This window comes from Oerskovia douganii (assembly GCF_015142735.1).
Taxonomy (GTDB): Bacteria; Actinomycetota; Actinomycetes; order Actinomycetales; family Cellulomonadaceae; genus Oerskovia; species Oerskovia douganii.
In genome coordinates this window covers 1-4,427 of record NZ_JACSPN010000035.1, presented here as the reverse complement: position 1 = coordinate 4,427, position 4,427 = coordinate 1, and the positions used below count along the sequence as shown (strand labels likewise).

The window sequence follows — 4,427 nt, the reverse complement described above, 5'->3', positions numbered from 1 at the left end:
GCCGCCCCCCCCCCCCCCCCCCCGCCACCTCCTTGGAGGCTATCTGTGGAGTTTTCACGTCGCGCCCTGGCGCTGAGAGTGTTGCTCACGACCGTGTGTGCCAGCACAGCCCTATCTGCCTGCGCTCAGAGCGATTCATCGGCTTCCCTAACGGATAAGAGTGATGGTCTTGCAGCACCCTGGACCATTGCTGTCCTTGAGGGCGATGGTGACTGGTATACGTGCGTCGAGGAGTCCGACCTCGAAATCGGATCATCGATCCAAAGTGCTGATCTGCCGTCGTCGCACGCTACGGTGACGCTGGGTGAGTCGGTCAGTCATGAGGATGCGGTGGATCTCGCCGATTGCATTGTTGACCGGCTCAAGAGCGGTGAGGTTACTTTGGAAGGAACGTCCCAGTAAGCGTTTCATCTGGGGCACGGCCTCCCTCTGACGCTCTGACGGCCCTCCACGGCGCTCCTGCACCCCCTTCGGGGTGTGGGGGCGCCGTCGTCGTGCCGGGGGAGGGTGACGGGGGCCGCGTGGCGTCAGGCTAGGGCCGTTGTCGACCCCTGCGCCCTCGCGCGTGCCCTTCTCGCGCGTTCTGTGGGCTCTTGTGGGGCGTGTGGGGTGCTGGGGGCTCAATGGCACCCGAGGGCTTCTTGGGGGGCCACCGCGGCCGAAAGAACGACCCGCTCTACCGCGCCCGCCCTGCACACCGGCGACAACCTGCTCACCGACAACCAACGCGCACGCCTGAAGGCACTGTTCGCGACCGAGGAACACGTCGAGGTCGAAGCGACCTGGGGCATCTACCAACGCATGATCGCCGCCTACCGCCACCGGGACCACACCCAAGGCCGCGCGCTCATGACCGCAGTCATCGACTCCCTGAGCGGCGGGGTCCCGGCGGCCCTGAGCGAGCTCGTCACCCTCGGACGAACCCTCAAGAAGCGAGCGGCTGACGTGCTGGCGTTCTTCGACCGCCCCGGCACCAGCAACGGCCCCACAGAAGCGATCAACGGTCGCCTCGAACACCTCCGCGGCTCCGCCCTCGGCTTCCGCAACCTCACCCACTACATCGCGAGGTCGCTCCTCGAAGCCGGCGGGTTCAGACCCGCACTACACCCTCATCTGCGATGAGCCCTCAAACAAGCACAAGCCCGCATCTGAGTCCCTCGCATTCATTGGACGATCCTGGCCGAGTTGAGTAGCATTCGGCCCAGGCGGGGGGCGCTTGGGTTCCTGGCCGCAGGAGAAGAGGGCTGAGCGATGAGAAAGTACCGCGCCATGCTGGTGGCAGTTGCACTTGCCGGATCCATGCTATTCGCTGTTCCGGGGACGGCGATGGCCGCAGAGGGGTGGTCCAAGAACCTCTCGTGTGGCACCAACTATCGGTGCTCGATGAGCTCGAACACGACCGGAGACGTTACCTACCGCATCGACAACGTTGTGAAGGTTTCGTGGAGCACGAGCGGTGCGCACAGCTGGTCTGGGGCGATTTCGGCGGGGACGCGCATCGCGTCCATGGGCACCTCTGGTGTCTTTGTCTCGCACGCCGCATCGTGCTACTGCCCGTCCGGGGTGGCCTGTGGCGTCTGAGCCCCGCTGGCGTCCGCGGGCGCTCCGGTCGATTGCCCTGATCACAGTGATCGTTGCGATCGCGGGTGCCTGCTCGGGACCTGACGTCTCCGAAGACGTGGACCCCACCAGTGGGGAGGAGTCTCTCGCCGGGGTTCCTCCCGAGGGCGACGACTGGGCCCAGGACCGGAAGTCATTGATCGCGCTCTATGAGGCGGGCCTCCCAGGTCTGGCTGAGCAGTATGGGGTCGAGGCGCCGCCGGGGACTGAGCTCGTGCGATTCGTCGCGCAGGACCAGTGGGCGCAGGCGCAGGTCGACTGCCTCGCCGACGAAGGCATCGGGGCGAGGCTGGGCGGACAGGGCGGGGTCTACTTCGACGACGTGCCGCCCGAGCAGGGAGATATCGTCAACCAGGCCGCGTATGTGTGCGCTGCGCAGTACCCGACCGATCCGCGGACGCAGGGCAAGTTGCCGCGTGTCCGTGCCGAGATGCAGTACACCCATCTCGTGGAGACTGTGATGCCGTGCGTACGTGCGGAAGGGTTCGAGGTACCTGAGCCGCCGTCTTTGCAGACCTGGCTAGGTCAGTACTATGCGGCCGCTGGCGCTTGGGATCCGTTCGTTATTGACGCGACGTCAGGAGCCGATTCCACAGCGCTCGATCTTCTCTATGAGAAGTGCCCACATGATGCGCCGGACCTCTACCCTGCGATCGACTGAGGTGGCCCAGACAGCTGTGGCACGGAGTAGAGCGTTAAAGGATGCACGGAAGCCGAACATCAGGCGAATTGGCAAGGTCGGCCTCTGGGCCGCGCTGCTCGTTCTTGCCGTCGTGCTGGGGTGGTGGGCGGGACGTGTCACGACGCCTCCGGACGTGCGGCCGACATCGGAGGGTGCGGATGTCCCTACGATGGCGACAGTCGTCGAGTCGAGTGTCGGGCGGTCTATTGGAGTCGGGGTGACGCTCTCGCAACCTGCCCGTGCGGTTGCGACGAACCTTCTCCCTGGTGTCGTTACAGAAGTCGGGGCGGCCGACGTCCGGCCTGGCGACCTGCTCTACGCCGTTGACGGAGTCGGCGTCCGTGCGGCCGAGGGAGACGTGCCTTTCTACCGAGACCTCGACGTAGGCGTCAAGGGCGCCGATGTCGAGCAGCTTCAGCAGATGCTGCAGGGGTTGGGTTTGCTGGACCACGAACCGGACGGCGTGTTCCGGGCGACGACGCGCGAGGCCGTGCGTGTGTGGCAGCGATCAGTCGGAGTTGAACGAACCGGCATCGTGCCGCGCGGCACGCTTGTCGCCGTTCCGACACTTCCGGCAGCGATCCGCATCGGTGACGACATCGCGCTGGGTGCTCTCCTTGCTGGTGGAGAGCAGTCCGTGTTCGCTACCACCGGCGACCTGGTTTTCGAGGTGGTTCTCTCTGAGGAGCAGGCAAAGCTGGTAGCGCCCGAGACCCTCATCCGTGTTCTCTTTGAGGATCAAAGGTGGGGTGCCCGTGTCTCAGAATCGAGGCAGGACGAGAGCGGCATGACCGTGCTCACGCTACAGGGGGCCGACGGGGGTTCCGTGTGTGGCGACCTCTGCGATCTCCTTCCAGCGGCTGAACGCACAACGCTCCGCGGGGAAGCGGTGATCGTCCCCGAGGTGACCGGGCCCAGCGTCCCCACTGCGGCGGTCATCACCGCTCAGGATGGCTCTGCCTATGTCGAACTTCGCGATGGATCACAGGCGCCGGTGAAGCTCCTAAGCTCAGCGCAGGGCATTGCTGTCGTCGAAGGGCTGGAGATCGGGCAGGAAGTGAAGGTCGGAGCGGCGAGTTTCAGCCCGGACAGTGCCACGTGAATCTCTCGGTTGAGAACTTGTCCTTCATGTACCGCGGTCGCTCGGGGGAGCTCTTCGACGGGCTGACTCATCACTTCACGCCTGGTGAGATGACCGCGATCACTGGCGGATCGGGGCGCGGGAAGTCGACGCTCCTCTACATCGTCGGTCTCTTGCTCGCCCCGACATCCGGTGCGGTTCGCCTTGATGGGGCTGATGTCGGCAGGCTCCCGGATGCGGCCCGCTCCGCGTTGCGCGCCCACAGCATTGGGTTCGTCTTCCAGGATGCGAGCCTGGACCCAACGAGGACGATCCTCGACTCGGTCTTGGAACCCGCCCTCTACGCAGGCAGAGCGCGAAAGAGCGCGCTCGAGCGTGCGCGAGATCTACTTGACCAGCTTGGCGTGGGAGAACGCGCCGACCATCGTCCGGGCGAGATCTCCGGTGGACAGGCTCAGCGCGTAGCGGTCGCCCGCGCGCTCGTGAACGAGCCGGGCGTTCTGCTTGCGGACGAGCCGACGGGAAATCTGGACCGTGAGAACGCTGCAACAGTGCTAGATGCGCTCCGCACCGCTGCGAAGGGGGTGACGACCGTGATCGCTACCCACGACCCCTTCGTCGTGGACCACGCCGATCACGTGCTAGCGCTGTGAGGATGCGATGAAACCGATGGCGCTGGTTCGTGAAGCCCTGGTCGCCAGTATTCGCCGGCCCGTGCCGACGCTCCTGGTGGTCTTGCTTGTCGCAGCGATGTGCTTGACCACGGTCCTTACTGTCGGCCGTACCTCAGCTGCGCAAGCACAGGTCCAAGGAAGGCTCGAGTCCGCGGGCGCTCGACTGCTGACCGTCACAGATACTCGTGATCAGGGCCTCTTCGGCGCTGCGGTCGTCGGCTCGGTTGCAGCACTGGACTCAGTCACGGGAGCCGCAGCCCTGACGTCGCCGCGCGACGTGACTGCAACGAACCAGGGCCAAGGCGGTGTGAAGATACCTCTTTGGGCAGTGGTCGGCGATCCGGATTCCCTCGTTGAGCTCGAGTCAGGC

The 4,427-nt window shown here is 65.3% G+C and carries 3 protein-coding genes and 2 pseudogenes; all 5 read left to right on the top strand.

All coding sequences use genetic code 11. The annotated features are described in order from the left end of the window. Positions 1-647: 647 nt before the first annotated feature. Positions 648-1,122: pseudogene (locus tag H9623_RS17855) on the top strand (transposase); the annotation flags it as partial. Between the two features lie 505 nt (positions 1,123-1,627). Continuing rightward, a complete protein-coding gene (locus tag H9623_RS17850) occupies positions 1,628-2,281 on the top strand; it encodes a hypothetical protein (protein ID WP_191805921.1) in 654 nt (217 codons plus the stop codon). A gap of 1 nt (position 2,282) precedes the next feature. Next, positions 2,283-3,404 carry a peptidoglycan-binding domain-containing protein gene (locus H9623_RS17845; RefSeq protein ID WP_191805920.1) on the top strand — a complete coding sequence of 374 codons (1,122 nt, stop codon included), beginning with the start codon at positions 2,283-2,285 and terminating at the stop codon, positions 3,402-3,404. A gap of 26 nt (positions 3,405-3,430) precedes the next feature. Beyond that, positions 3,431-4,036 carry an ABC transporter ATP-binding protein gene (locus H9623_RS17840; protein ID WP_191805959.1) on the top strand — a complete coding sequence of 202 codons (606 nt, stop codon included), beginning with the start codon at positions 3,431-3,433 and terminating at the stop codon, positions 4,034-4,036. Positions 4,037-4,043: 7 nt separating this feature from the next. Beyond that, a pseudogene (locus H9623_RS19685) lies at positions 4,044-4,427 on the top strand (permease); the annotation flags it as partial.